Genomic DNA, 24,711 nt, shown 5'->3' with positions numbered 1-24,711 from the left:
CAGATTTCTTGTCAGCTTTTAATTTGGCAGAAAGAGCCGATAGCCTATGGCGGTCTCCGTCAACAAATAGCGCGGTTGCGCTGGGTCGTCTTCCAGTTTATGGCGCAAGTGGCCCATATAAATGCGCAGATAATGTCCATTCTCGGCATGGCTGGGGCCCCACACTTCGCGCAGCAATTGTGGGTTGGTAACGACCCGTCCAACATTGGTAACCAACACCATCAACAGCCGGAATTCTGTCGGTGTCAGTTTCACCATTTGCCCGGCCTTGGTGACCAGACGTGCTTTCATGTCGACCTTGACATCACCAAACTGCAGCACACCGTCGAGGCTGATACCTGGCTGACGTTGCCGCCTGAATGTGGCACGTACACGTGCCAGCAGTTCACCGACACCGAAAGGTTTGCTCAGGTAATCGTCAGCACCGGCATCGAGAGCCTTGATCTTGTCCTGTTCACTGACGCGGGCAGACAATACGATAATTGGTACGCTGGACCACTTGCGCACGTCGCGGATAAAGTTGAGGCCGTCACCATCTGGCAAACCCAGATCAAGCACGATCAAATCAGGCTGGCGCGTACCGGCATCTACCAGTCCACGCTGCAAGGTGGCGGATTCAAAGACCTGCCATTCTTCCTCTTCCAGGGCGCTGCGGACAAAACGGCGGATTTGCGGTTCATCTTCCACCAGCAAGGCGGTGGGGGTGCTTGCAAGGGATGGTGTCATGATGCTGCGATCAGTTTCTGTTCTTCTTCCAACTCGGGCATGGCTGGCGGATTACCCAGAGGCAAACTGAACACGATGCAGGCACCACCGTCGGGTGAGTGACTGGCCCCCATGTTGCCACCATGGGCACTGACAATGGCGCGGCAAATCGCCAGGCCCAGGCCAACACCTGGCAGGGCAGATTCACGTTCGCCCCGGGTAAATTTTTCAAATACGGCTTCTTCACGGCCAACCGGCAAGCCCGGACCATTGTCATACACCTTGACTTCCAGCATGTCATCGCAGACCTGGGCAGCGATGGTAATGCGCGAAGCTGGCGGTGTATATTTGGTGGCATTTTCCAGCAAATTGCACAGGACCCGCTCTATCAATACTGCGTCAAAATTGATCAATGGCAGATCACGGGGCAGCCGCGTTTCAACACTATGTTTCTGCAACTGAAAGGTGCAGATGCGCAAGGCACTGCCGACCACTTCTTCAAATGGTTGCCACTGCAAATTCAATCTGACTTCGCCGCTCTCTATTCTCGCCATATCCAGCAGATTGGTGACCAGGGCACTCATGCGCAGGGTTTCATCACGCAGGGCCTGGGCCATTTTCAATTGTGTGTCCGCCAGCGCCGGTTTCGACATCGCCAGCGATTCCGATATCCCAACCAGTGAAGTCAATGGCGTGCGCAAATCATGCGACAACGCTGCCAGCAGGGAATTACGCAGGCGTTCAGACTCCATATGAATCAGCGCATTTTGGGCCACTTCGATATAGTGCACGCGTTCCAGCGCAATGGCTGCCAGCGCAGCGAAAGTATCCAGTTGCTGTCTTTGCTCGGGGATCATGATCCAGCGCCGACTTTCCGGTTGTATAGCCAGCAAGCCGCGTGTGCGCATGGGAGCCACCAGCGGCAGGTAAAAGAAATTGCTGGCTGGCAGGGTGTCTGTGCCTATGCCCGCCGCTTCCACCTTGTCAAAGGCCCATTGTGCAATACCAATATCCAGACCAAGCACTGGCGTGGCCGGTGCTTGCAAGCGGCCACTATCGTCCGGCAGCAACAAAGTTGCCTGAGCCCTAAATGCCCTTTGTATGATGGCTTGTGTGGTTTCAGAAATTTGCTCTGCCAGCAGCACGCCGGACAGATCACGTGCAAATTCATACAGTGCGCGGGCGCGAGATTCACGGTGCGACGCCACGCGGGCCTGATAACGTAAATCCGCAGTCAGGTGCCCGGTGATCAGGCCAACCACCAGCATCACGGCAAAAGTCATCAGGTATTGCAGATCACTGACGGCGAAAGAAAAGCGCGGTGGCACAAAAAAGAAATCAAACACGCCAATACCGATAATGGTTGCCACGACCGACGGACCACGTCCAAAGCGTACTGACACCAGCACCACTGTCAACAGGAACAACATCGCGATATTGACCAGGTTGAACATGTCAATCAGGGGCGTAGCAATGAGGCCGGTCAACACACTCGCCAGGGCGGCAAACACATAACGCCAGTAACGTCGCGGCACACGAGGACTGACAAATTCACCGGATCGGGATGAGGTGACTTCCTTGTTGCCGACAGAATCGGCGACTGTATTCGCGGCCTGACCAACTTCTATCAAATCCAGGTCGGGCGCGTAGGCGGCGATGCGTTGCAATTGGGAAGTTCCGTGCCACTGGAAACGCCAGGTGTGTTGCTGTTTTCGCCCCAGGATAATGCGTGAAAAATTATGGCTATGTGCATAGTCAACAATGACCTGGGCAATGTCCTTACCTGTCAACACTGCCGTACTGGCACCCAGGTCTTGTGCCAGCTTCAGGTTTTTAAGAATACGTTCGCGTTGCGCAGACGGCAGTCGCTGCAAGTGTGGGGTTTCCACATATACGGCATGCCATTCGGCATTCATCTGACTGGCCAGGCGAGCGGCACTGCGTATCAGATGACCAGATTCTGCATGTGGCCCGACGCAGGCCAGCAGGGCGGCATCGGTCTTCCAGATGGCGCCTATGGATTTTTCTACGCGATACGCCTGCACATCATCTTCTATACGATCAGCAGTGCGGCGCAAGGCCAGTTCACGCAAGGCAATCAGGTTACCTTTACGGAAAAAATTTTGTGCAGCACGTTCAGCCTGCTGCATCTTGTACACCCGGCCTGACTTCAACCTGGCCAGCAATTCATCGGCAGGAATATCCACCAACACCACTTCGTCGGCTTCGTCAAATACCTTGTCGGGCAAAGTCTCGGCCACGCGTATGCCAGTAATACCGCCGACCACATCATTCAGGCTTTCCAGATGCTGGACATTCACTGTGGTAAACACGTCGATGCCGGCCGCCAGCAATTCATCCACGTCTTGCCAACGTTTCGGATGGCGTGAACCGGCAGCATTCGAATGCGCCAGTTCATCCATCAGTATCAGAGCCGGGTGACGCTGCAGCGCCGTGTCAATATCAAATTCGGTGAGTGTCTTGTCACGATAAGCAATGGCACGCGGTGGCAAGACATCTAATCCATCCAGCAGGGCCGCAGTTTCGTCGCGACCATGGGTTTCAATCACACCAACCAGTACTTCCTGGCCTTCTGCGATCAGCTTGCGGGCAGCAGTCAGCATGGCATAGGTTTTACCCACACCTGCTGACGCACCGAAATATATCCTCAGGCGGCCACGGGTGGCTCGCCTTTCCTGCTCCTGTACATGGGCAAGCAGAACATCGGGGTCAGGACGCTGATCGTTGTAATTGGCCATAAAATCGCTAATTATTCAAATAGAAAGCTCTTGAAAAACTGGATTATCCCTTCTTATCCAATGCCAGGTTCAATTCCAGCACATTCACTCTGGCTTCACCAAACAAACCGAATACTGGCTGTTTGCCGAATTGCTCAATCAGGGCATTGACCTGCTTCAAATCCAGTTTGCGCTCACGCGCTATCCTCGCAGCCTGATAATACGCTGCTGCCAGGCTGATGTCAGGGTCCAGCCCACTGGCAGAAGCCGTCACCAGGTCCACAGGAATTTTTGCCGTGTTACCGGGGTCAGCCGCTTTCAGTGCATCAATGCGGCCTTTGACAGCATCGGTTTGTGCCGGATTGGTAGGGCCAAAATTGGAACCGCCGGAAGCGAGGGGATTATTAGGCATAGGGCTGGTTGCTGATGGCCTGCCCCAGAAATAGCGGGGAGAAGAAAAGGCCTGGCCTATCAGGGAAGAACCTACGGTCTTGCCGTCACGCACAATCAGGCTGCCTTCTACCTGGTCATTAAAGGCAACTTTGCCGATGCCGGTCATCGCATACGGATAAATAACACCGACGATCAGGGTCAGGCCGGCAAACAGGGTAAGGGCCGGACGCAGGGTTGAACTGACGCTGTTAGAACTGATGCTGCTAGTCATGATGATTTCCTTTTTTCAGTGTAATGGTGAGCGCAGATCAGGCCAAATGCAACAAAGCCAGAATGACGTCAATCAGCTTGATACCGATGAAAGGCAACAAGATGCCGCCTAAACCATAAATAAGCAGATTACGGCGCAATAACAGCGACGCACCGATGGCGCGGTACTTGACGCCTTTCAAGGCCAGCGGGATCAGAAACACGATGATCAGGGCGTTGAATATCACCGCCGACATGATGGCTGACGACGGGCTGGTCAGATGCATGATGTCCAGCGCCTTCAACTGTGGATAAGTGGCGACAAAAGCAGCCGGGATAATCGCAAAATATTTGGCGATGTCGTTGGCAATAGAGAAGGTGGTCAGGGAACCGCGTGTCATCAGCATCTGCTTACCGATTTCCACAATTTCCAGCAATTTGGTGGGATTGGAATCCAGGTCCACCATATTGCCGGCCTCTTTTGCCGCCTGGGTGCCGGAACTCATGGCGACAGCGACGTCAGCCTGGGCCAAAGCCGGGGCATCATTGGTACCGTCACCGGTCATGGCAACCAGCCGGCCTTCTGACTGGTAACTGCGTATCAGTTTAAGCTTGTCTTCAGGTGTAGCTTCTGCCAAAAAGTCATCCACACCAGCTTCAGCAGCAATCGCTGCAGCAGTCAGTTTGTTGTCGCCGGTAATCATGATGGTTTTGATGCCCATGCGGCGCAGTTCGGCAAATCTTTCCTTGATGCCGCCCTTGACAATATCTTTCAGTTCTATCGTACCCATGACTTTGCCGTCATCCACCACCACCAGTGGTGTACTGCCACGACGGGATATATCATCCACCACACGTGTCACATCGGCAGGAAATGGGCGTCCCATGGATTCCACATATTTTTTGACCGAGTCCGCCGCACCCTTGCGTATTACACGTTCGGCAATATCAACACCACTCATGCGTGTTTGGGCTGTGAACTGCACAAATGTGGCATTCAGTGATGCCATTTCGCGTTCGCGCAAGTTGTAGCGCTGCTTGGCAAAAATGACGATACTGCGGCCTTCCGGTGTTTCATCAGCCAGCGATGCCAGTTGAGCAGAATCGGCCAGTTGCGGCAGAGTGACGCCAGGCGCGGGGAAAAAGTCGGAAGCCTGACGGTTACCCAGGGTGATGGTACCGGTTTTATCCAGCATCAGTACATCAACGTCACCCGCAGCTTCCACCGCACGGCCAGAAGTCGCGATGACATTTGCCTGCATCATGCGGCTCATACCGGCAACACCAATGGCAGACAGCAGACCGCCAATAGTTGTAGGTATCAGGCAAACCAGCAAAGCGATCAGCACCGTGATGGAAATAGGTGACGAGGCAATGCCGGCAGCCTTGGCAGCATCCACGCTGAACAGGGAGAATGGCAGCAAGGTCACGGTGACAGCCAGGAAGATGATGGTCAGGGCCACCAGCAAGATGGTCAGGGCAACTTCATTCGGGGTCTTTTGACGTTTTGCACCTTCCACCATGGCGATCATGCGGTCGATGAAGGCTTCACCCGGATTCGAGGTGACTTTCACAACCAGCCAGTCAGACAGTACGCGGGTACCACCGGTCACGGCAGAAAAATCACCGCCGGATTCACGTATCACTGGTGCTGATTCGCCGGTAATCGCGCTTTCATCCACGGTGGCCACGCCTTCGATGACTTCGCCATCGATAGGGATGACATCATTGGCCTCGACCAGCACCACGTCGCCTTTACGCAAATCGTTGGCAGAAGCTGGCAACCAGGCCGTGCCGTGTTTTGGGACTGACAGTTTTTTGGCCATCACGGTTTGTTTCAACGCGCGCAATGAAGCAGCCTGTGCCTTGCTGCGGCCTTCTGCCAGAGCTTCGGCAAAATTCGCAAACAGGACGGTGAACCACAACCAGACAGAGATGGCGAGAATAAAGCCAGGGCTGGCTTCGCCCTGTCCCATCAGGGATTGCACATACAACATGCTGGTGATGATGCTGCCGACATACACCACAAACATGACCGGGCTGCGCAATTGCGTGCGCGGACTCAGTTTTTTGAATGAGTCGATGACAGCTGGCAATATAAGACTGGAATCGAACAAGGACAGGCGCGGCTTGTTGCCAGCAAGACTGTCCACCGTTTTTTGTACACTGGTACTAGACATGAAAATCCCCTTAAACTGCGAATCAGCCTGAAGAGCGCGGCTAAAAATGCGGAGTTAGCCGCCGCTCTGATTCAGGCACCCGCTTTATTTCGTAATGAGCTGCAAATGTTCTACAACTGGTCCCAGCGCAAGCGCAGGTACATAGTTGAGTACGCTGATCAGGACGACTGTACCAACCAGCAAGGCAATGAACATCGGTCCATGCGTGGGCATGGTGCCGGCATTCGCTTCCAGGCGTTTCTTGCCTGCCAGTGAACCGGCAATCGCCAGGATGGGAACGATCATGGCAAAACGGCCAAACCACATCGCTATCGCCAGCAAGATGTTATAAAACGGTGTATTGACGCTGATGCCGGCAAAAGCACTGCCGTTATTATTGGCAGCCGAGGTGAAGGCATACAGCACTTCAGAAAAACCATGCGCCCCCGGGTTCAGGATACCTGCCTTGCCCGCTTCTGCCATGACGGCAATGGCAGTACCCGCCAATACCAGTACCGGTGTCACCAGGATGGCGATGGAAGTCATCTTCATTTCATACGCCTGGATTTTCTTGCCCAGGTATTCTGGAGTGCGACCTATCATCAGACCGGCAATAAACACCGCCAGTATTGCGAAAATCAGCATGCCATACAGGCCACTACCGACACCACCAAATACCACTTCACCGAATTGCATGAGGACGATAGGAACCAGACCACCAACAGGCATGAGGGAATCATGCATGGCATTCACCGCACCGCATGAAGCTGCTGTGGTAATCGCCACAAACAAACTGGAAGCGCTGATACCGAAACGGGCTTCCTTGCCTTCCATATTGCCACCAGCCTGCAAGGCCGAACTGGCCTGGTCGACATTCATACTTGCCAGTACAGGATGAGCCTGCTGTTCCGATATCATGACCGTGATTGTCATGGCGACAAACAGGATGGTCATCGCAGCCAGCACCGCCCAGCCCTGACGCATATCCCCAACCATACGACCAAAGCTAAAACAGAGCGCCGCAGGGATGAGGAAAATCGAAATCATCTGCATGAAATTCGTCAGTGGTGTAGGATTTTCATACGGATGTGCGGAGTTAGCATTAAAGAAGCCGCCACCATTCGTACCAATCATCTTGATTGCTTCTTGCGAGGCAACCGGGCCCATGGCCAGGGTTTGTGTCGATGTCGTCAGGGTTTCCATGACAGGAGCCCCCTTGGCATCTTTCAGAGGCTGACCATCGGCACCAACCTTAGGTTGGCTATAAGTAACCGGATCGAGCAACTGCACGTCTTTATATCCGGAAAAATTCTGGATCACGCCTTGTGCCATCAGAAAGACTGTAAAGATAACGGACAAAGGCAGCAGCAAATACAGGGTGGAACGTGTGATATCTGTCCAAAAATTACCTATGGATGTGGCTGAATGACGTGTAAAACCACGTATCAATGCAAACACCACGGCAATACCGGTGGCTGCAGAAAAGAAATTTTGTCCGGCCAGCACCAGCATCTGAGTCAGATAACTCATGGTGGATTCGCCGGTATAACCTTGCCAGTTGGTATTACTGACAAAACTGACGGCGGTATTGAAAGAAGAATCTGTACTGACGTTGGCAAAACCTTGCGGATTCAATGGCAGCCAGAGTTGCAGGCGCTGTACTACATATACCGCCAGCGCACCCAGGGTGTTAAAGACGAGCAGGGCGATAACATACTGCTTCCAGCCCATGCCGCTGTCAGCTTTGGCATCGGCTTTGACGCCAGCCAGGCGATACAGACCTTTTTCCAGCCAGGCCAGCCAGCCCATGCCGGGTACAGCTGCCTTGTCATCGGCAATTTTGGCGATAAACAAGCCCAGCGGGTAAGACAGCGCCAGCAACACCCCCAGAAACAGCACCAGTAAAGCTATGGATTGCGTAGTCATCACAGCTCCTCTGCATTCAACAAAGCTACTACCAGATACACAAACAAGGCGGCAGCCACCACCGTGCCGATGACATAAAACGTGTTCATGCTTTTGCTCCCAATTTGTCGCAGGCCTGTACCAAGGCCCAAACCAGCAGGAAAAACACCACTATCCCGCCGACATATAAAATTTCCATCAAATAATCCATGCGCTTCCCCATTGATTTTTTACATATATAAGAATAGCCAGTCGACAGTAAAAAATTTATAAAGACTTCTGGAGGTCGCGTAAAGAAAGTGTAAAGATTTGAGAAAACACACAATACCTGCTGTGATGAAGGCGGAAGCAGGCGTAACAAGGTAAGGGTGGCAAGTAAGGAGATTTTATATTTGCGACAATATTTTCTTTCCGTTGCTGCTGATAGCTGGATGCAAATAGCTGATTTGTAGCAATAGTTCACTTATGTGCTCTGCGCTTTGCAGCATAATGAGAACTCATCAAAGTACTTATACAAATGTTATGGCTAAGTCTCCGCCAGCAAGTCACTCGACAGAATTCCGAAAAGAAATCAGGATTGGCCATTATCTGTTGCTGATGCTGGTGTATTTTTGCGCTGGCCGCATCGGACTTGCCATTCCCTATGCCAATCCGAACGTCAGCCTGATCTGGCTGCCAACCGGCATAGCCATCGCCGGTTTTCTACGGTATGGAAAAACTGCCCTGCCAGCAGTCTATCTGGCAGCCGTGCTGCTGGAACTGTCGGCTGGGTTTGGGCTGGTCGTGTCCCTAAGTATTGCCGGTGGCAGTACTCTGGGACCGTGGTTAAGCAAGTGGTTATTACGCAAACAATCATTTCGCCGTGAATTTTCACGCCGTCGTGATGTGATCGGTTTTGGCCTGGCTGTCATGGCTGGCATGTGTATTTCTGCCACAGGTGGTGTGCTGAGCCTGTGGTCACACGGCCTCACAAATAACGTCGGAACGGTCTGGCTCACCTGGTGGGCCGGAGATACTGTGGGCGCGTTGCTATCGGCCCCCTTGCTGCTGTCTTTTTCCTGGCGCGCAGTGTCGGAACTGACGCGAAGGAACAAGGAAATTATCGGCTTCCTGATTCTGTTTGCAACAGCAAACTGGCTGATCTTTGTATCCCCTTATAGCCACATGCACCTGACCTTTATTACGGTAGGTGTCATGATATGGGCCGCCATGCGCTTTGGCATTTCTGGCTCTTCATTTGCGGTGCTGGCAACTTCGCTATTTGCGGCGTGGGCTACTTCACATGGAATGGGGCCGTTTTATGACGGCGGTCAGGCCAACCTGCTGATCCTGTGGGCGTACATGACGACCATGGTGTTGATCACCCTGATCATTACCGCCTTGCAAACCGAAAGTATAGACGCCGCACGCCATATGCAGGAAGCCTATCAGCGCATCAACAAGGTAGCGTCACGTCTGCCAGGCCTGGTGCTGCAATACCGCATACGCCCGGATCACAGCGCGTCCATTCCCTTTGCCAGCGACGCCATCGTGCAGATGTTCGAAGTCACGCATGAAGAAGTGCGGGAAAATGCGCTGCATTTATTTGCTCGCATAGACCGTCGCGATATAGAACGAGGAACCAAAATCATCCGCAATGCCATGCGCAACCTGTCACCCTGGCAAAGCGAATTCCGCATGCATCGCAGGGATGGCAGTGTACGCTGGCTGTACCTGGATGGTTTGCCGGAACCGGAAGCAGATGGTGCCATGCTGTGGCATTGTTTTGTCACCGACATTACCGAACGCAAGCAAGAAGAACAAGATTTGCGTATCGCCGCCTGTACCTTTGAATCACAGGAAGGCATCTTCGTCACTGATCCTGACTGGGTCATCCTGAAGGTAAACCAGGCCTTCACCCGCATCACCGGGTATCACCCGGAAGACCTGATAGGACAACGTCCGCCACTGCACAAAACCAGGCAGCAGGATAGAAAATTCTTTGCGAATATCAATGTCTCGCTGGAGCAGCATCGCTACTGGCATGGTGAATTATGGAGCAGGCGAAAAAACGGTGAAATTTATCCGCAAATGATTACGGTAACGGCCATTACCGACAATCGCGGCGAAGTCAGCAATTACATAGGTTCATTCACCGATATCAGCCGTCACAAGGGTTACGAGGCAGAGATTCGCAATCTGGCGTTCTATGATTCGCTGACACAATTACCAAACCGGCGTCTGTTAATGGACCGGTTGCAACACCTGATTTCTATCAGCAATCGCAAGGAGAGCCATAGCGCGATTCTGTTTATTGATCTCGATAATTTTAAAACCCTCAACGATACCCGTGGCCATGATGCCGGTGATTTGCTGCTGATAGAAACCGCCAGCCGCCTGCAGACCTGTGTGCGTGACAGTGATACCGTGGCCAGACTGGGTGGAGATGAATTCGTGGTGGTGCTGGAAGAATTGAGCAATACGCGCGATGAAGCCTTGCGTCAGGCAGACCGTATCGCAGAAAAGATTCGCCAGTTGTTAGGTGAACCCTATCAAATCACCGACTTTGAACACCATGGCTCCAGCAGCATAGGTGTCTGCCTGTTCCATGGCGGTGAAGTCACAGTCAAGGATTTGTTCAAGCGTGCCGATACCGCGATGTACGAAGCCAAGACGGCAGGCCGCAATGCCGTGCGCTTCTTTGACCCGGCCATGCAGGCGATTCTGGTCGTACGCATGATGCTGGAATCAAACCTGCGGGTAGCTTTGGCAAACCGCCAGTTCATGCTGTATTACCAGGTGCAGGTCAATTCAGATGGCAAGCTCATCGGTGCAGAAGCCCTGTTGCGCTGGCAACATCCGGATCGTGGATTTATTTCACCGGCTGAGTTTATTCCACTGGCAGAAGAAACTGGCCTGATCATCCCTATCGGCCTGTGGGTGCTTGAAACAGCCTGCAGCCAGATCAAGCAATGGGAAAACAATCCTGAAACCCGGAATCTGACCCTGGCGGTGAACGTCAGTGCCAAGCAATTCCAGCAAAGCGATTTTGTTGAAACCCTGAGTGAAATCGTGGGTCGCCATCAAATTGATCCTACCCGTCTGAAGATAGAATTGACGGAAAGTACCATCCTCGATAATGTCGATGCCACCACGGAAAAAATGCATCAGCTGAAAAAACTGGGCATTGCTTTTTCCATGGATGATTTTGGCACGGGGTATTCTTCACTCGCCTACCTGCAACGCCTGCCTTTGAACCAGTTGAAGATAGACCAGTCATTTGTACGCGATCTCAGCCATGATGAAAACGACGCCACCATCGTGCGTGCCATCATTTCACTGGGTGTCAACCTGGGTCTGAACGTGATTGCCGAAGGGGTGGAAACCAGTGCTCAGCGGGCCTTCCTGATCGAGCATAACTGCTTTGCCTTCCAGGGTTACTTCTTTTCCAAACCCTTGCCACTGGAAGGCTTTCTGGCACTGCTTAAGAGTAATTTGTCCGACACCCCTTCAGACGATATCCAGCAGACGTAAATCCAGTTTGCCATCGACCATCGGCGGGCACCAGAAATAACTGCCGGTCTGTGGCTGGGTGAACTGCAACAGGGCATCAACGATGCCATCTTCAGCCCCGCTCATGCGCCGCAATTGCACTTCAAAAGGGTAGAAAGAATTGGCAAAGGCCACAAAATAAAGGCCAGCCTTGTCTTGTGCTGACCAGGGCATGGAGCGCCTAAGCATGAAAGCTTCGGGCGTAAAATTTTCTTGCGCAGTGCGTTTGACGTGGGCAGATTCTGGCGCATCGTCAAGCTCTTCATTATCGCTTTTGCGACGACCGATGGTATTGTCCTGCTCATCGCCAGGCATGGCATCAAAACGTTCAAACCTGTGCAACCATTGCTGGACTGCGACAAAGCTGGAACCAGCCAGACCTGGCGTGCTGCCATCAACAAATGCCGCAGTCAGGGCAGCGTCCTCTTCCGGGTTTTCTGTACCATCTTCATAACCACTAAGATCACGACCTTCCTGGTATTTGAAGGCATCGACCTGTTGCTGCAATTCAAACGCCGGAGCCAGCATCGGCAACAATTGACGTAACTGATGTACCAGCGCGCCGCGTTCACTCTGACGCAACCAGCAGAACAAGGCTGCCGGTGTGGCTGGCAGACGCATGCGACTGCCTTCCACACCCTGAAATTCCTTCAGGCCCTCGACACGTTTTCCCAGTGTCTGCAAAAGACTGGCACCCAGGCCGATGACCAGGGTGTCGCCGTCTGTCAGCTCAGCCAGGGCGCGCATTACCTGTTGTATGGTCGCGACTTCGGTAGCAGCCTTGAGATTCAAGGTCAGGTAAATAGCATGGGCAGGTATATGCTGCAAAATGCCTGTTTGGTACAGCGGCATGAATAACTCCTTGATTCTGGAATGGGGTGAAATTGAAACACACGTTTATTGCCAAGGATACCGCAGCTTGTCATTTTTTGGATTGCTCGCTACAATCAGTGCAGAGGTAATCACCTCAACGTCGCTCGGACGGTTCCGGGCGCCCGTTCTGATAGTCAGTTTTGGCTGTTTGAACTACGTACAATTTGATCATGACAAATACATCTACTCCGCCGGGCCGGGGTTCGGTTGTTGAAGGCACGACTGCGCCTGCAACAAAGTTCTCTTTCGCTCGTATCAATCGCCTGCCCCCTTACGTATTCAATATCACTGCCGAGCTGAAGATGGCAGCGCGCCGTCGTGGCGAAGACATCATTGATATGTCCATGGGTAATCCTGACGGTGCCACACCGGCGCACATCGTTGACAAGCTGGTTGAAGTAGCGAAACGTCCAGACACCCACGGTTATTCTGCCTCCAAAGGCATACCACGGCTGCGCCGTGCGATTGCACACTGGTACAAGGACCGCTATGACGTGGACCTGAACCCGGATTCGGAAGCCATCGTCACCATAGGTTCCAAGGAAGGTCTGGCGCATCTGATGCTGGCGACGCTGGACAAGGGTGACACGGTACTGGTGCCTAACCCCAGTTACCCCATCCATATCTATGGCGCAGTGATTGCCGGTGCCGATATACGCTCGATACGCATGAGCCCCGGCGTGGATTTTTTTGCCGAGCTGGAAAGAGCGATTCGCGAAACCTATCCCAAACCGAAGATGATGATTTTTGGTTTTCCATCGAACCCCACGGCGCAATGTGTGGAGCTGGAGTTTTTCGAGCGTGTGGTCAAGCTGGCGAAAGAACACAATATCCTGGTGGTGCATGACCTGGCCTATGCCGATATCACCTATGACGGCTGGAAAGCGCCGTCCATCATGCAGGTACCCGGCGCACGTGACGTGGCTGTTGAATTTTTCACCCTGTCGAAAAGCTATAACATGGCAGGCTGGCGCATAGGCTTCATGGTCGGCAATAAAGAATTGGTGGCGGCACTGGCACGTATCAAGAGCTACCACGATTATGGCAGTTTCACGCCGGTGCAGGTTGCGGCGATTGCAGCACTGGAAGGTGACCAGTCTTGCGTCAATGAGATACGAGACCAGTACCAGCGCCGCCGCGACGTTCTGGTCAAAGGCTTGCATGAACTGGGCTGGATGGTGGATAAACCAAAGGCGTCGATGTACATCTGGGCACATATCCCCGAGCACTATCGCCACCTGGGTTCACTGGAATTTGCCAGGCAGGTGCTAGAAAAAGCCAAACTCTGCGTGTCACCCGGCATAGGCTTTGGTGAATATGGCGATGAATATGTGCGCTTTGCCCTGATAGAAAATGAGGCGCGCATACGCCAGGCCTTGCGTGGTTTGAAAACCATGTTCAAGCAAGACGGCGTGCACGGTTGATCAGGCTGGCTTAGTAGCAGCTAGTCGCAGTCAGCAACAATATGTGATGGGGTCGTGCCTGGCGTTACCCCATTTTTGTTTTTATCGCCGCAAACATTCTGTGCTTCAGGCTTCCAGATTTTCATGATGCGCGATCAGCCCGCGCTTCCAGTAAGCTGCGACCCGCATGGCTGTGCCAGCATGGCCTTTTTCTTCAGCCAGGATGCGGCGTGTTGCCGCCATGGTGACCGCTTCACCGGCGCACCAGACGTAACCATCACCCGCAGGTAGGGGCAGGGCGCGTAGCGTACCCAGGAATTCTTCAGCAGTTTCTACCCAGAGAATGCTGATATCTGCTGCACTGCTTAGTTCACGGCGTTCTGCTGGCGGTACTTGCAGGATGACAATAGCGCGTACGCCCGCTGGCAGTTCTTCCAGGCGTCGGGATATCGCCGGCAAGGCGGTTTCATCCCCGGCCAGCAAATGCCATTCATAATCGACAGGGATCACCAGGGAGCCACGCGGCCCGGCCACTGTGACTGTCTGACCGATATCGGCCTGACTGGCCCAAGCTGCTGCGGGGCCGTCGCCATGGATTGAAAATTCCAGCACCAGTTCACCTTTGACGGCATCGTAATGTCTGGGCGTGTAGTCACGCATGACGGCATGGTCACTATCTGCGGCCAGTATCAATTTAAGATGATCATCAAAGGATGCGCTGATAAAGCCGGGCAGGTCAGCACCTGTCAGCGTAATACGGCGGAAATGTGGGGTCGGGCTTTCGACGCGGACAACTTGCAAGTTACGGCGCTTGATTTCATGGCGTATGCGTTGTACGCGGCTCGTTTCAAAGGCTATACTCATTTATTCACCCATCAAATTAGTTGACAATATCTACTATAATGCGCAAAACAAATGACAATGTCAACCATTCTCGCCAAAATAATGAGGATGGCGTGCTGGATCTCATTCATACGGTCATGCATCAATACCGTTCGCTGCAATACCAGGCTTTGCGTGACGGCCCGCATGACATCACGCATATGGAAGGCAAGGTCTTGAGTTTTTTTGGGCATCATCCCCAGGCCACCCAGAGCGATCTGGCCAAACACAGCGGGCGCGACAAGGCGCAACTGGCACGCCTGATCAAGGGCTTGCGTGATCGTGGGCTGTTGGATGCCAAAGCAGACTCCACCGATCGCCGCAATGTCCATCTGGCACTGACCGTCGATGGCCAGGCAGTGCTGAGTGGCCTGCGCCAACAGGCAAAACGCCTCAATAGCAAGGCTGTCAGCGACATGGACAGCGATGAACAACAGCAATTGCTGCAGTTTTTGCTACGAGTCAAAAGCAATCTGGATGCGGCAGAATAAGTGCCTGCCAGAACAAAATTTATAGAAACGAAGCCACTATCATGAGTCAATACTGGAGTGAAGTTGTACACAAGCTGACACCGTATATACCTGGTGAGCAACCAAAAATAGACAAGCTGATCAAACTGAATGCCAACGAAAACCCGTACCCGCCTTCACCCAGGGTTCTGGCGGCGATACAGGCAGCCAACGCAGGAGATTTGCGCCTGTACCCTGAAGTCAGCTCAGATAAACTGCGTGACACCATCGCTGCCTATCACGGCTTGCAGGCAGACCAGATATTTGTCGGCAACAGTTCGGATGAAGTCCTGGCGCATACCTTCCAGGCTTTGCTGAAACATGAGTTGCCGCTATTGTTTCCGGATATCAGCTATAGTTTTTACCCTGTGTATTGCGGCCTGTATGAAATCAATTATCACAGTGTTCCACTGGCTGCGGATTTTCGCCTGAATGTGGAAGACTATCTGCAAGCCAATGGCGGGATTATCTTCCCGAATCCAAATGCACCAACCGGCTGTTTGCTGGGGCTGGATAAAATCGAATTCCTGCTGGAACACAATCGCGATTCCGTCGTGGTAGTGGATGAAGCTTATGTCGATTTTGGCGGCAAAACAGCTATTGCCCTGATCAATCGCTACCCCAATCTGCTGGTGATACACACGCTGTCTAAATCGCGTTCACTGGCTGGACTGCGGGTAGGCTTTGCGGCAGGGCACCCCGACCTGATTGCCGGGCTGAACCGCGTCAAAAACAGTTTTAACTGTTATCCACTGGACAGGCTGGCGGTCGCCGGTGCAATAGCCTCATTTGAAGACGAAGCGTATTTTCAACAAAGCTGCAATGCCATCATCTCCAGCCGGGACCGGCTTATTACCAGCCTCAGAGAACTGGGTTTTGAAGTATTACCATCCGCCGCCAATTTTATTTTTGCGCGACATCCACAACGCGATGCGCAACAACTGGCGCAGGATTTGCGTGCATCGGGCATAGTCGTGCGCCACTTCAGGCAGGAACGTATCAGCGATTTTTTACGCATTTCCATCGGTACCGATGTCGAATGCGAGGCGCTGGTTTCGGCGTTGAAGATACTGCTGAAGAAATAGGGGGTGTTGATCTGGCTATTCAGGCCAGATCGACAACACCAGCTCTTCGATATTATCAGGGTCACCGATTTTCTTTTTGGCAGCGGCCCAGTCAGGTGGTGAGGGCACGGTTTTTTTGGTATGCACAGCCGTGTCTATTGCCATCTTCATGCCAAACACCAGGATGCCGCTAGTCACATCTACCGGCGGCAATTTCTGTACTATTTCATAGATCTGGTTGTCATAATATTCATGCACGGCGGGCGTCATGTCCAGCCAGGACGTGACGGCACCGTCAGAGCGTATGGCCACCACGAGATAGCCGGCACTTGCTGGTATTTTGACTTTTTTGAGTGCCTTGTAGATTTGCGTCTGCAAGGCTCGTGTATAACGGCCAAAGCTGTCCACATTGATGCCTTTTTGTTCCAGCTGCTGTTGCGACTGGAAAAAATAGATGGAATCAAAACGGGTTTCTGCTGCTTGCGTCAGCGTGGCAAAACAGAATAGCAGGGCAGCCAGCAGCAGTTTCATACTTACCTCATTTCGTGACGAATACACCGGCACTACGGTTTTTTTGCACATTGTCCCATGCGAATACCTTGCCGTTCATGGTCACATGCACGCCCGGCGGCAACAACTGCGCTGCGCAGCAGGCAAACCCCAGGTTGAAGAAGGCATCAGAATTAGCAATTTCGTAAGGGATCATGGCGCCGCTGAAAACGATGGTCTTGCCCAGATTGGCGGCACCCAGCACTTCTGCAGTTTCACGCATGGTGTCAGTGCCATGGATGATGACGATGGCATCTTCAGCAGAATTCTGACAAGCCTGCAAGATCGTCTGGCGATGGCTGTCATCCATATCCAGTGAATCCATGAGCATACAGACTTCCAGCTCCACCGGGATGGTCAGGCGGGCGCGTTTCAGCACCTCGGGCAGGTGGCTATCGGCAAAGCTCAGCTTGCCTGCCAGTTCATCGTAATGTTTATCGAAAGTGCCACCAGTGGCGATAATGCGCAGGGTCATGATGTTGTCTCTGAATAATCGTGGTTGATTTGTTCTACATTGTAACGCGGCAGACCCCAGCATGAAAACTCCATGCTAAGCTGCTACACTAAAGCGTCCAAAACGAAACACTACTGCAACAAGCCATTGCTTGCAGATACATCGTGAATACTTTGTTGATATATGAAAGCCATCGCTCCGGGAACCGTCATTTTTCATCGCCATCGCGGCTATGGGGTGCTGACATCCGTCAATTTATTGACAGGCTGGGTAGCTGCCCGCTTTGGTGACGAAAAACGCACACTGGACTTGAACCTGTCCACAGATGAAGTCCAGCATGCAGATGGGGAAGCCATACTGTTCCGCCGCTCACCACCAGAACGCATGCCTCATGCACGCCTGATGGCGATGGTAAAAGAATTACATGCAGCAGGTTACCAAAAACTGTATCTGTATAGCTGGCCCAAACCTTCCGGCCTGCATTGGCGCTGGCAATTATTTACCGGACCACGCAACTGGATGCAAAGACCATGGCGCGAGGGCTGGTATGGTTCAGGTGCGGATTACAATTTCAATCCCGTGATGGGCTGGGGCGACGCGCCCGGTGCCAGCACTGCAGAACTGATTGAGGCATTTGCCCGCTTTGACCCGGCCGGACTGGCACAGGCACTGGGCAAGGATGAAGATCACGCAGCCTGGTTTGCCAGTGTCTGTGATGTCTTGCTACCCAATTATGCCTATAGTCTGGGGGCGGATACACCTGAGCATCCGCTGCCGCTGTATTTGCCGGTGATCGCTGTACGCCAGCGCCTGCCAGAAAGCGACGAACAATTGCCATATCCGCCCGGCTGGGAACACACCTGGAGCCCGGACAGCCTGCAACGACGGCATCAGCAAAGAAGTACGGTCAGGCATGATGTGATACCGACAGGCTGGCATCTGCCGCTGGAATTCTGATCAACGCAGGAATCACCCGCGCCGATATTCGCTACGTCTGCGAAGACATCAACAGATATTCAGCATAGGCAAACACTTCCCGCAGCAGCGAATACACATCCCGTGCCTCAAAATAATTGGCGTACACATGCGCCTGGCTGGGCAATCCGAATTTTTTCATTGCCAGTTGAAAGCGGGCCAGATGGAAGAACTGGCTGACCAGCACGGCAGAAGTCCATCCTTTCTGTTTCATCAGGCTGGCGGCAAAGCGCGCTGTCTCCAGTGTATTGATGCCATAACTGTCCGTATAGATGGCGGCTGCCGGTACACCATGCGCGAGCAGGTAATTTTTCATGACTCCGGCCTCGTCGTAGCCTTCCACACCTTTTGCACCACTAACTAGTATGGCTTTGCAATGGCCATCGACAAACAGCTTAAGAGCAGCATCGAGCCTGCCTTGCAGACGTTTTGAGGGGGAGCCATCTGGCTGAACGGTGTTGCCAGGTACGATGGCCAGGTCAGTTTTGGCTAGCCTGTCATTCAAGCCATACAGGCTGATGGCTGATACAGCCAGCAAAAAGACCAGTAGCAGGATAAATACCAGCCAGGCGAGCAGACGTTTCAAAGAGACAGACATGCGTATCCAGACGGAAAAATGCCAGTTTGGCAAAACCGCTGATTGTACAGGCTGACAAGCCCGTAGCATCACCCACACCCGCACACTTCCGCTTTGTACCTTCAAGTACAAAAGCACAGATTCAGTCAGATAATGTAGACAATGCAGATTCCATCTGGTTTTCGCGCAAATGCATCCAGACGCTGAAGGCATCTGCCGGTATCGGCTTGCAGAAATAATATCCTTGCGCCATATCACAACCCATGGCTTGCAACTGTTGTTCAATCGGGCTGGCTTCTACCCCTTCGGCCACCACGCGCAGATGTAGTTGGTGTGCCAGTTGTATGCAGGAATCCACCACGGCATAACTACCGACATCTGTGTATAAGCTGTGGATAAGTTCATGATCTATCTTCAATTCATTGATAGTCAGGTTTTTCAGTTGTGACAGCGGTAAGTGGCCACTGCCAAAATCGTCAATCGACAGGCGAAAACCCATGACATGCAGGCTGTGCAGAGTTGCCATGGCAATGTCGGAGGTATCAGCAAACGCGCTTTCTGTCAGTTCCAGCACCACGTATTCAGGCGGCACGGCAAATTCATCCAGCAAATGACGTATATCTGCTATCAGGTCGGGGTCACAGATACTGCGTACTGACAAGTTGATGGCAATACTGATATCCAATCCTTCATCACGCCAGACTAGCCACTGGCGGAACGCAGCACGCATCACCCACAGGTTAAGTGGCTTGATGAGACCGGTTTTTTCTGCCACGGGAATAAATTCCTTCGGTGAGATGTCTCCGGCAATGACATCTGTCCAGCGTAACAGCGCCTCGGCACCAACCACGCTGCCGGTCTGCATATCAATCTGCGGCTGGTAATACAGGCACAGTTCGGCTTTGTGCAAAGCATCCCGCAATTGCCCGAACAGTAACTGCTGGCGCAAGAATTGTTGCGCGAGTTTTTCTTCATAAAAAGCCAGCTTCATATTGGCGAATTGAGCCTGCAGCAAAGCTTGTGCCGCTTTCTTGAGCAAACCTTCTGCATCGCTGGCATGCAGGGGATAACTGGCGATGCCTATCGTGTGGTCTATCTCCAGTGCAAAGTCGTTGATCTTGTATTCCAGCCTGAAGGCCAGGATTTCGCGAATGATTTCAGTCGCATTGATATCTTCTGAATGCTGGCGATAGATGCAGACAAATTCATCACGCCTGGTTCGCGCGAAAATTCCGCGCGAACCTACTGTGGCTATCATGGTGGCGACTATCGAGCGGATTAGTTTGTCACCCGTTTCAGCACCGATGATATTGGTCGTTTCAAACATCTTTTTAAGGCGAATGTTAACCACCAGCAGGCTATGTCCACGTTCATGCGCAGCGATGATTTCTTGTGCCAGGATATCTGACAGACGCAAATCGTTGGGCAAGCCAGTCACTGCATCCTGATAGGCCACCTGCTCCAGTTTTTCCAGATATTCCTGGGTCCTGTCTTGCCCGGTCTGTTCATTAACACGCAGTTTCTCTTCATATTGCGTCCGACTGTAATTTAAGCCCATTGCGATGCAGGTATAAAACAGCAATGCCGCCACCATCTGCTCAGAAAACTGCTCTTCATAGTGAAATACGGAGGGCAAATAATTGTCCAGCTTGAAAATCACAATCATGCTGAGCAGCCAGCATAAACTCCACTGCAAGCCCTTGGCCTGTCCCTTGAGCCACAAAGCCAGAAAAGGGAAACTGAATGTCCACAACACACCACTGCCCTGATTGCCACCAAAATAAGCCAACGCCAAGGTGGTGGCCATGGCGTACAGCAAAATAAAGGATTCGGCATAACTGAGCTTGTCGTCACTACCAGACAGAATAAATGCAGGCACCAACAAAAAAAGCGTCAACCCCGCCTCTATCAGCCACAGCAAGGGATAAACCGATTGCAGATAATTACCCAAAGTCAGAACAAGGGTGACAGGCAAGAGCAGGGCAATCACAATTCTGACATAGCGTCGCCGGTCACCCATACTGGAAACGTCTTTGGTAACCAATCCCAGCATGGCTTTCAGCATGGGGGAATGCAACACGTGAGATCTCATCATCGTCAGGTTCTCCTTCCAATTATTCAGACCGTGCCTGCAGCTAAAGTTCTTGGTTGTGAATCATGGCGTACAAGACACCAGAGGCCAGGCAAATCGCTGGCAATGCTGTGCAGTTTAGTGTATTTTTTATAAAGTTAAAGTAATTACAACGTTATTTTTTAAATATTTTTTACAATTGCACAAGAGAAGACCTGCCAGGCATGGTTTTCACATGCCCGGGTAAAAAAAGGGAGTAGAGAATAGGGAATAGCGGTTTTATATGGCAGTTTCATGAAGGCAAGAGCAGATTGGCTGGCTTGCCTGCGGCAAAATCTACGATATTCTGGAAGGCTGCGCGGAAATAAAGTTCGTAACTGGCCTGTTCCACATAGCCCAGATGCGGGGTGGCAAGCACGTTTTCGCGGTGTAGCAGTGGATGATCCACTGCTACTGGCTCGCTTTCAAACACATCAATGGCGGCAAAACCGGGGCGACCTGCATCCAGCGCCGCTTCCAGCGCGCCTGGTTGCAGCAATTCTGCACGGCTGGTGTTGACCAGCAAGGCATCGCTTTTCATCAGGGCCAGGTCGGCTGGGGTGACAATGCCTTTGGTGGCGTCATTCAAGCGCAGGTGCAGGCTAATGATGTCGCATCCGGCAAAGAAAGCCTCTCTGGATTCTGCTACCAGCAATCCATCCTGGGCCGCCTGAGCCCGGCTGGGTTCACGTCCCCAGACCATGACCTGCATGCCAAAGGCTTTGGCATAACCGCTAATGATTTTACCTATCTTGCCGTAGCCCCAGATACCCAGCGTGCGTTTCTTCAGCACCCTGCCCAATTGGTTATGAGCCGGATCGAGCGAAGAAATCTGCCACGCTCCCTCTTGTAAAAGCTGGGCATAATTCGGTACGCGGCGCCAGGCTGCCATGATCAGCGCCCAGGTTAATTCTGCCGGCGCAGTCGGGTCACCTACCCCTTCAGCAATGGCGATGCCGCATTCATGTGCTGCTGCTATATCGATGTTGCCAGCCACTTTGCCGGTTTGAGAAATAAGCTTCAGATTTGGCAATTTCTGTAGTAGCGGCTTGCTCAGACGTGTGCGTTCACGTATCAGTACCACGGCATCAAACGCCGCCAGCCGTATCGCCAGTTGCCCCACGCCAACTGCGCTATTGTTGAAGACCTTGACCTCATGTTCGTGTAGCAGGCTAAAGCAGGGTAAATGACGGACTACGTCTTGATAATCATCCAATATGGCAATTTTCATGGTTTTTTCTCACTACTGAAATAATTTTTTTCAATCTATTTGTCTGTGGCAAAGCATAAGCTGGATCAGCATTTTTTTCAGGCATAGGGGCAGTCATGAAAACATCTTGTCATGATGCTGAAAAATCTTCACTTTCATAAAGCGTGAAACAATGATAATAAAATTGAAGCAAAATTCGCCTGAAGTCAGACTCGCGTGTACAATGTCCGCCTACGTAGCATTTTGATTCTTCCGCCCCGCGCCATCCTGCCGGGCGCAAGCCAGGAGCCAAGACACCCTCTTGCCTTCGTATTATCCGACAGAACCGCCGCTATGGTGTCCGCCTTGCTTGAACGCTTCCTGCGATCGCATCGCCACATTCCAACGACGATCCTGCCGTGCCGCTACACCGGTTTTTTTATTGAAATGGCATTGGAGGTAGTATCGTGAATCAACCCATCATGCAAGGCGTGGCTGCATTGAACGCGCCCGCTTACGTGAAACATCAGAAATTGATCAATTGGATCGCCGAAATGGCGGCTTTGACCAAACCAGACAGCATTTACTGGTGCGATGGCTCGCAAGAAGAGTATGACCGCATGTGCGCGCAAATGGTTGCTGCTGGCACCATGAAGAAACTCAATGAAGCCAAACGCCCCAACAGCTATCTGGCTTGCTCAGACCCGTCTGACGTGGCACGCGTCGAAGATCGTACTTTCATCTGCTCAGCCAACAAAGAAGATGCAGGTCCGACCAATAACTGGATGGCACCGGCAGAAATGCGCGCCACCCTGAACCCGCTGTTTGATGGCTGCATGCGTGGTCGTACCATGTATGTCGTACCGTTTTCCATGGGGCCGCTGGGTTCGCCTATCGCTCACATCGGCGTCGAATTGTCTGATTCGCCTTATGTCGCCGTCAACATGCGCATCATGACGCGCATGGGCAAGGCCGTTTTTGACGTATTGGGTACAGATGGTCCTTTTGTACCTTGCGTACATACTGTAGGCGCGCCTTTGGCCGCCGGTCAGGCCGATGTAGCGTGGCCATGCAATAGCACCAAGTACATCGTGCATTACCCTGAAACCCGCGAAATCTGGTCTTTTGGTTCAGGTTACGGTGGCAATGCCTTGCTGGGCAAAAAATGCTTTGCGCTGCGTATCGCGTCCACCATGGGGCGCGACCAGGGCTGGCTGGCCGAACACATGCTGATCCTTGGTGTGGAATCACCAGAAGGTAAAAAGCATTATGTGGCAGCAGCTTTCCCGTCAGCTTGCGGCAAGACCAATTTCGCCATGCTGATTCCTGCTATCAAGGGCTGGAAAGTCACCACCATTGGTGACGACATTGCCTGGATCAAACCTGGCCAGGATGGTCGTCTGTATGCGATCAACCCTGAAGCTGGTTATTTCGGCGTCGCACCTGGCACCAATACCGCCACCAACTCCAACTGCATGGCGTCATTGACAGCCAATACCATCTTCACCAATGTCGGCCTGACTGATGACGGCGATGTCTGGTGGGAAGGCATGAGCAAGGAAGCCCCGGCACACCTGATCGACTGGCAAGGCAAGGATTGGACACCGGAAATCGCCAAGGAAACTGGCCGTAAAGCCGCCCATCCAAACGCCCGCTTTACCGTGGCGGCAATCCAGAACCCTGTGATTGACCCTGCCTGGGATGATCCGTCTGGTGTGCCCATTTCAGCCTTTATCTTCGGCGGCCGTCGTTCCACAACCGTACCGCTGGTAACAGAAGCACGTAACTGGACAGAAGGTGTGTACATGGCTGCGACCATGGGTTCAGAAACGACCGCCGCCGCCGCAGGCCAGCAAGGCGTGGTTCGCCGCGACCCATTCGCCATGCTGCCTTTTATGGGCTACAACATGAGCGACTATTTCCAGCACTGGCTGGACATGGGCAAGAAAATCGAAGCTACCGGCGGCAAGCTGCCAGCAGTTTTCTGTGTTAACTGGTTCCGTACAGATGAAAATGGAAAATTTGTCTGGCCAGGTTTCGGCGACAATATGCGCGTATTAAAGTGGATGCTGGAACGTATTGAAGGCGAAGCCCACGGCGTGGAAAATATCTTCGGTATTACACCTAGCTATACCGACCTGAACTGGGAAGGCCTGAACTTCACTGAAGCGCAGTTCAATACCATCACCTCCATAGACAAAGCAGCTTGGGAAGCAGAATTGAAACTGCATACTGAATTGTTTGAAAAACTGGCTTACCATCTGCCAGCAGAACTGGAAGCCACCCGGCTTGCACTGGAAAAACGCCTTGCAGCCTGATTTTTCCCGCCTCAAGTAAAAAAAGCGACTTCGGTCGCTTTTTTGTTTTTGCCAACACGCACATCAGAAAAGACAATATCCGGAAACAGCACGCGCAAATGACACACGCAAATAACAAAAAAGCCGTC

The 24,711-nt window shown here is 52.4% G+C and carries 20 protein-coding genes; 6 read left to right on the top strand and 14 right to left on the bottom strand.

The genetic code is table 11. The features are described from left to right. Positions 1-18 precede the first annotated feature (18 nt). The 7 genes from kdpE to AC1RVX_RS02740 form a co-directional block, all read right to left on the bottom strand. On the bottom strand, positions 19-726 hold the full coding sequence (gene kdpE, locus AC1RVX_RS02770) for a two-component system response regulator KdpE (protein ID WP_493215039.1): 708 nt from the start codon (positions 724-726) through the stop codon (positions 19-21). Continuing rightward, the gene (kdpD, locus tag AC1RVX_RS02765; protein WP_493215038.1) at positions 723-3,464 is read right to left on the bottom strand and encodes a two-component system sensor histidine kinase KdpD; all 2,742 of its coding nucleotides are present in this window, start codon (positions 3,462-3,464) and stop codon (positions 723-725) included. The genes kdpE and kdpD overlap by 4 nt, the downstream gene beginning before the upstream one ends. A gap of 43 nt (positions 3,465-3,507) precedes the next feature. Beyond that, positions 3,508-4,107, bottom strand: a complete 600-nt coding sequence (gene kdpC, locus AC1RVX_RS02760; RefSeq protein WP_493215037.1) for a potassium-transporting ATPase subunit KdpC — start codon at positions 4,105-4,107, stop codon at positions 3,508-3,510. 37 nt (positions 4,108-4,144) lie between these two features. Next, entirely contained in the window at positions 4,145-6,265 is a 2,121-nt protein-coding gene (gene kdpB, locus AC1RVX_RS02755) for a potassium-transporting ATPase subunit KdpB (protein ID WP_493215036.1), read from the bottom strand. 84 nt (positions 6,266-6,349) lie between these two features. Beyond that, a complete protein-coding gene (gene kdpA, locus AC1RVX_RS02750) occupies positions 6,350-8,170 on the bottom strand; it encodes a potassium-transporting ATPase subunit KdpA (protein WP_493215035.1) in 1,821 nt (606 codons plus the stop codon). Then, positions 8,170-8,259, bottom strand: a complete 90-nt coding sequence (gene kdpF / locus AC1RVX_RS02745; RefSeq protein WP_186950609.1) for a K(+)-transporting ATPase subunit F — start codon at positions 8,257-8,259, stop codon at positions 8,170-8,172. The genes kdpA and kdpF overlap by 1 nt, the downstream gene beginning before the upstream one ends. Further along, entirely contained in the window at positions 8,256-8,612 is a 357-nt protein-coding gene (locus AC1RVX_RS02740; RefSeq protein WP_493215034.1) for a hypothetical protein, read from the bottom strand. Before AC1RVX_RS02740 ends, kdpF begins: the two co-directional genes overlap by 4 nt. Before the next feature lie 59 nt (positions 8,613-8,671). Between AC1RVX_RS02740 and AC1RVX_RS02735 the strand changes: the two genes are divergently transcribed. After that, entirely contained in the window at positions 8,672-11,662 is a 2,991-nt protein-coding gene (locus AC1RVX_RS02735) for a bifunctional diguanylate cyclase/phosphodiesterase (protein WP_493215033.1), read from the top strand. Here the strand turns inward: AC1RVX_RS02735 and AC1RVX_RS02730 are convergent. Beyond that, positions 11,639-12,532: a Dyp-type peroxidase gene (locus tag AC1RVX_RS02730; protein ID WP_493215032.1), complete on the bottom strand. Its 894-nt coding sequence runs from the start codon at positions 12,530-12,532 to the stop codon at positions 11,639-11,641. The two genes, AC1RVX_RS02735 and AC1RVX_RS02730, sit on opposite strands and share 24 nt — an antisense overlap. Before the next feature lie 191 nt (positions 12,533-12,723). On the opposite strand from AC1RVX_RS02730, the gene alaC reads away from it, so the two are divergent. After that, positions 12,724-13,977: an alanine transaminase gene (gene alaC, locus AC1RVX_RS02725; protein ID WP_493215031.1), complete on the top strand. Its 1,254-nt coding sequence runs from the start codon at positions 12,724-12,726 to the stop codon at positions 13,975-13,977. A 105-nt stretch (positions 13,978-14,082) separates the two neighbouring features. Here alaC and AC1RVX_RS02720 read toward each other — a convergent pair whose 3' ends face one another. Next, positions 14,083-14,820, bottom strand: coding sequence for a siderophore-interacting protein (locus AC1RVX_RS02720; RefSeq protein WP_493215030.1), 738 nt, complete (start codon positions 14,818-14,820; stop codon positions 14,083-14,085). Positions 14,821-14,912: 92 nt separating this feature from the next. On the opposite strand from AC1RVX_RS02720, the gene AC1RVX_RS02715 reads away from it, so the two are divergent. Continuing rightward, complete coding sequence (locus tag AC1RVX_RS02715) at positions 14,913-15,329, top strand: MarR family winged helix-turn-helix transcriptional regulator (RefSeq protein WP_493215029.1); 417 nt, start codon at positions 14,913-14,915, stop codon at positions 15,327-15,329. 41 nt (positions 15,330-15,370) lie between these two features. Then, the gene (hisC, locus tag AC1RVX_RS02710) at positions 15,371-16,432 is read left to right on the top strand and encodes a histidinol-phosphate transaminase (RefSeq protein ID WP_493215028.1); all 1,062 of its coding nucleotides are present in this window, start codon (positions 15,371-15,373) and stop codon (positions 16,430-16,432) included. 15 nt (positions 16,433-16,447) lie between these two features. Here hisC and AC1RVX_RS02705 read toward each other — a convergent pair whose 3' ends face one another. Together AC1RVX_RS02705 and AC1RVX_RS02700 are read right to left on the bottom strand one after the other, a co-directional pair. Beyond that, entirely contained in the window at positions 16,448-16,942 is a 495-nt protein-coding gene (locus AC1RVX_RS02705) for a hypothetical protein (protein WP_493215027.1), read from the bottom strand. Positions 16,943-16,949: 7 nt separating this feature from the next. After that, entirely contained in the window at positions 16,950-17,435 is a 486-nt protein-coding gene (locus AC1RVX_RS02700; protein WP_493215026.1) for an asparaginase domain-containing protein, read from the bottom strand. A 162-nt stretch (positions 17,436-17,597) separates the two neighbouring features. Here AC1RVX_RS02700 and AC1RVX_RS02695 point away from each other — a divergent pair, with 162 nt between their 5' ends. Beyond that, positions 17,598-18,371, top strand: a complete 774-nt coding sequence (locus tag AC1RVX_RS02695; RefSeq protein WP_493215025.1) for an L-asparaginase — start codon at positions 17,598-17,600, stop codon at positions 18,369-18,371. 31 nt (positions 18,372-18,402) lie between these two features. Here the strand turns inward: AC1RVX_RS02695 and AC1RVX_RS02690 are convergent, their stop codons facing one another. The 3 genes from AC1RVX_RS02690 to AC1RVX_RS02680 all read right to left on the bottom strand — a co-directional run bounded on the left by AC1RVX_RS02690 (position 18,403) and on the right by AC1RVX_RS02680 (position 22,307). Next, a complete protein-coding gene (locus tag AC1RVX_RS02690; protein ID WP_493215024.1) occupies positions 18,403-18,987 on the bottom strand; it encodes a SanA/YdcF family protein in 585 nt (194 codons plus the stop codon). A gap of 121 nt (positions 18,988-19,108) precedes the next feature. Then, positions 19,109-21,061: a putative bifunctional diguanylate cyclase/phosphodiesterase gene (locus AC1RVX_RS02685; RefSeq protein WP_493215023.1), complete on the bottom strand. Its 1,953-nt coding sequence runs from the start codon at positions 21,059-21,061 to the stop codon at positions 19,109-19,111. 268 nt (positions 21,062-21,329) lie between these two features. Further along, positions 21,330-22,307: a D-2-hydroxyacid dehydrogenase family protein gene (locus tag AC1RVX_RS02680; protein WP_493215022.1), complete on the bottom strand. Its 978-nt coding sequence runs from the start codon at positions 22,305-22,307 to the stop codon at positions 21,330-21,332. A gap of 425 nt (positions 22,308-22,732) precedes the next feature. On the opposite strand from AC1RVX_RS02680, the gene AC1RVX_RS02675 reads away from it, so the two are divergent. After that, on the top strand, positions 22,733-24,583 hold the full coding sequence (locus AC1RVX_RS02675; RefSeq protein WP_493215021.1) for a phosphoenolpyruvate carboxykinase (GTP): 1,851 nt from the start codon (positions 22,733-22,735) through the stop codon (positions 24,581-24,583). Positions 24,584-24,711 lie beyond the last annotated feature (128 nt).

Source organism: Undibacterium sp. GW821-FHT11B02, from assembly GCF_058808955.1.
Note: the sequence above shows the minus strand (reverse complement) of the source record. Positions and strands in the feature narration are given on the sequence as shown.

Excerpts from the sequence above, each read along its gene's own strand:
- kdpE (WP_493215039.1), bottom strand. The coding sequence starts at position 726 with ATGACACCATCCCTTGCAAGCACCCCCACCGCCTTGCTGGTGGAAGAT.
- kdpD (WP_493215038.1), bottom strand. The coding sequence starts at position 3,464 with ATGGCCAATTACAACGATCAGCGTCCTGACCCCGATGTTCTGCTTGCC.
- kdpC (WP_493215037.1), bottom strand. The coding sequence starts at position 4,107 with ATGACTAGCAGCATCAGTTCTAACAGCGTCAGTTCAACCCTGCGTCCG.
- kdpB (WP_493215036.1), bottom strand. The coding sequence starts at position 6,265 with ATGTCTAGTACCAGTGTACAAAAAACGGTGGACAGTCTTGCTGGCAAC.
- kdpA (WP_493215035.1), bottom strand. The coding sequence starts at position 8,170 with ATGACTACGCAATCCATAGCTTTACTGGTGCTGTTTCTGGGGGTGTTG.
- kdpF (WP_186950609.1), bottom strand. The coding sequence starts at position 8,259 with ATGAACACGTTTTATGTCATCGGCACGGTGGTGGCTGCCGCCTTGTTT.
- AC1RVX_RS02735 (WP_493215033.1), top strand. The coding sequence starts at position 8,672 with ATGGCTAAGTCTCCGCCAGCAAGTCACTCGACAGAATTCCGAAAAGAA.
- AC1RVX_RS02730 (WP_493215032.1), bottom strand. The coding sequence starts at position 12,532 with ATGCCGCTGTACCAAACAGGCATTTTGCAGCATATACCTGCCCATGCT.
- alaC (WP_493215031.1), top strand. The coding sequence starts at position 12,724 with ATGACAAATACATCTACTCCGCCGGGCCGGGGTTCGGTTGTTGAAGGC.
- AC1RVX_RS02720 (WP_493215030.1), bottom strand. The coding sequence starts at position 14,820 with ATGAGTATAGCCTTTGAAACGAGCCGCGTACAACGCATACGCCATGAA.
- hisC (WP_493215028.1), top strand. The coding sequence starts at position 15,371 with ATGAGTCAATACTGGAGTGAAGTTGTACACAAGCTGACACCGTATATA.
- AC1RVX_RS02705 (WP_493215027.1), bottom strand. The coding sequence starts at position 16,942 with ATGAAACTGCTGCTGGCTGCCCTGCTATTCTGTTTTGCCACGCTGACG.
- AC1RVX_RS02700 (WP_493215026.1), bottom strand. The coding sequence starts at position 17,435 with ATGACCCTGCGCATTATCGCCACTGGTGGCACTTTCGATAAACATTAC.
- AC1RVX_RS02695 (WP_493215025.1), top strand. The coding sequence starts at position 17,598 with ATGAAAGCCATCGCTCCGGGAACCGTCATTTTTCATCGCCATCGCGGC.
- AC1RVX_RS02690 (WP_493215024.1), bottom strand. The coding sequence starts at position 18,987 with ATGTCTGTCTCTTTGAAACGTCTGCTCGCCTGGCTGGTATTTATCCTG.
- AC1RVX_RS02685 (WP_493215023.1), bottom strand. The coding sequence starts at position 21,061 with ATGATGAGATCTCACGTGTTGCATTCCCCCATGCTGAAAGCCATGCTG.
- AC1RVX_RS02680 (WP_493215022.1), bottom strand. The coding sequence starts at position 22,307 with ATGAAAATTGCCATATTGGATGATTATCAAGACGTAGTCCGTCATTTA.